General features: G+C 80.7%; 1 protein-coding gene and 1 pseudogene. Both read right to left on the reverse strand.

Annotated elements, in window-relative coordinates:
• On the reverse strand, positions 1-181 hold a 181-nt coding region (locus HO151_RS06995), incomplete at its 3' end, for a DUF4439 domain-containing protein (RefSeq protein ID WP_173894622.1).
• Positions 178-466, reverse strand: a pseudogene (locus HO151_RS07000) (hypothetical protein); the annotation flags it as partial. The pseudogene HO151_RS07000 and the gene HO151_RS06995, both read right to left, overlap by 4 nt.

The following is a 466-nucleotide window of genomic DNA, read 5'->3' on the forward strand; positions in this document are numbered from 1 at the left end:
CGTGGGCGGCCCGCGCCTCGGCCCGCCGGTCCTCGCGGACCCGGCCGCCCACGACGCCGTAGCCGTACACGGCGGCGTGCTCGGCCCCGAGCGCGGCCTGCGCGGCCGTCAGCTCCGCCGACGCCCCCGCCCGTGCCGCGCGGACCCGCTCCGCCGCTCCCGCCCCGCCGGAACCACTCACTTCTCGTCCTCCGTCAGCAAGAAGGCGTGCCCCGCGCCGGCCGCGGCCACCGAGGCCAGCAGCCGGGCCAGCTCGCCCGGTACGTCGGCCAGCGCCTTCGTGCGCCGGTCCGTCAGCTCCCGCTCGGCCGCGGCGAGGGCGCTCAGGGCCTCCTTCCGCGTCGCCGGCACCTCGGGGACCCCGGGCACCTCGGGGGAGGAGGACGGCGAGCCAGTCGCGGACGGATCCGCGGAGGATCCCTGCGAGGGGTCCGCGGCGTCGGCTGCGGGGGTCGCCGACCCCGCG

The organism is Streptomyces sp. 8P21H-1, assembly GCF_013302945.1.